We start from the raw sequence: 2,127 nt of genomic DNA, 5'->3' as shown, positions 1-2,127 counted from the left end.
TAAATTGCTTTGTGAGTTATATTAACAATGCCCTCATGTTTTAATCTACCACAAATAAGTTCCGGAGATATCTTCTTTTTTAACAAAGCTATTATTAGCTTTTTAACTTTACAGGATAGCTTATGATTATTTGAAGTTCTGCGGCTTTGATATAGCTTCTGTGCTATCTCAGCATTATAGTCACTATTTATACTAGTGCGATTAAGTTCCTTTTTTATAGCTCTTTCACTATAGCCAATTTTATTGGCTATTTGAGATGTTTGGTATCCTAATTTAAGTAATTCTTCTATACAATATCTATTTGAAAGAGTTAAGTGCTTTGGCATTTTTTAGTTCCTTATCGTTTATTTTAGTTTCGTCAAAACCTAATAAACTATATTTGGAACTCTCTTTCAACTATTTAAAACTTTCAGAATACAATCTAGCTAATAAGCATAAAATTTATAATTATTTTGGTTGTAAAATATATATAAATACACCACATTCGAATATTTATAGTATTACTATTTACAAAATCAAAGTAATTAGACCTAAACTTAATGATATTTGATCGTAAAAAAAGTTTTTCTATATCCTATAAATATTGTTAGCTAATAATATGTATTGACTGATGAGGACTCAGAGATATAGTCTATTAATAGGGTGGGGTATCTGGATCGTGGCTGCGATCTTCTATGGTTTAGACTATTTTCAGCATACTGCACCAAGTGTTTTAATCAAGCCAATATCTACAGATATGGGAGTGGGCATAGAGGATATAGCTTATGTGATGAGTATATATTTTCCTATTTATGCTATATCTCAGGTTCCAGCTGGTATGATGTTAGATAGGTTTGGCTCTAGAATAATGTTATCAATATCATGTTTAGTCATGAGTTTGGGGATTTTACTATTTGTATATGATCCAAGCTTAGATACAATGCTAATAGGTAGGGTTTTGATTGCAGTAGGTTCAGCGGTAGCTTTTATAGGAACGCTAAAAGTGGCTGCTGATGTTTTACCCGAGAGGGTATTTCCTATCGCTGTAGGACTGACTAATACGATAGGAGTACTTGGAGGAATATTTGGTCAAGTATTACTAAATCATTTAGTGATCCTTCATGGTTGGCAATCAGCTTTAGCCTTAATAGGCTATTTTGGTATTTTTTGGAGCATAATAATTATTGTATTCTTAAAATCATCAATAAATATTGAAAATTCAACTAAGAATTTTAAGTATTTGAGCTTTGGTCAAAGTTTAAAATTGCTTCTAAATAAGAAGTTATGGTTATTAGCAATTTATGCAGGATTAATGGTTGGCATTGTTGTTAATTCGTCTTCAGAGCTTTATGATGTTTTATTTTTAGAGCAAGCTTATGATCTATCACAACACACAGCAGCACAAATAAGTGTAATGATGTTCGTAGGTATAGCGGTTGGAGGACCATCGCATGGTTTTATTGCTAGTCTATTTGGTGAAAAGAGAATGTGGATGCTAATCTGTAATTTAATTACTTTATTAGCATTTTCATCTGTAATTATATTTGCAAGTTCTATTACAGTTAGTTACTTATATATTATATTTTTTATAATAGGATTTTCGGTTTCGAGTATGCTTTTGGCATTTTCAGTAGTAGAAGAGATATTTCCGGCACAAATTAAAGCTACCGCATTAGCTATTGTTAATATGGTTATAGGACTGTGGAGCGATATTTCAATATAGCTAGATTGTATTCTGAAAGTTTTAAATAGTTGAAAGAGAGTTCCAAATATAGTTTATTAGGTTTTGACGAAACTAAAATAAACGATAAGGAACTAAAAAATGCCAAAGCACTTAACTCTTTCAAATAGATATTGTATAGAAGAATTACTTAAATTAGGATACCAAACATCTCAAATAGCCAATAAAATTGGCTATAGTGAAAGAGCTATAAAAAAGGAACTTAATCGCACTAGTATAAATAGTGACTATAATGCTGAGATAGCACAGAAGCTATATCAAAGCCGCAGAACTTCAAATAATCATAAGCTATCCTGTAAAGTTAAAAAGCTAATAATAGCTTTGTTAAAAAAGAAGATATCTCCGGAACTTATTTGTGGTAGATTAAAACATGAGGGCATTGTTAATATAACTCACAAAGCAATTTA

At 30.5% G+C, this 2,127-nt stretch carries 2 protein-coding genes and 1 pseudogene; 2 read left to right on the top strand and 1 reads right to left on the bottom strand.

Annotated features, from left to right (window positions below):
- The coding region (locus tag F8C69_RS09950) for a helix-turn-helix domain-containing protein (protein WP_159185022.1) at positions 1-326 on the bottom strand (326 nt) is incomplete at its 3' end.
- A gap of 284 nt (positions 327-610) precedes the next feature.
- Here F8C69_RS09950 and F8C69_RS09945 point away from each other — a divergent pair.
- Together F8C69_RS09945 and F8C69_RS09940 are read left to right on the top strand one after the other, a co-directional pair.
- Positions 611-1,700: pseudogene (locus F8C69_RS09945) on the top strand (MFS transporter); the annotation flags it as partial.
- A gap of 101 nt (positions 1,701-1,801) precedes the next feature.
- Positions 1,802-2,127, top strand: a 326-nt coding sequence (locus F8C69_RS09940; protein ID WP_159185022.1) for a helix-turn-helix domain-containing protein, incomplete at its 3' end; no start/stop codon positions are given.

The sequence above is a fragment of the Francisella noatunensis subsp. noatunensis genome (assembly GCF_009823375.1).
GTDB classification, from domain to species: domain Bacteria; phylum Pseudomonadota; class Gammaproteobacteria; order Francisellales; family Francisellaceae; genus Francisella; species Francisella noatunensis.
Note: the sequence above shows the minus strand (reverse complement) of the source record. Positions and strands in the feature narration are given on the sequence as shown.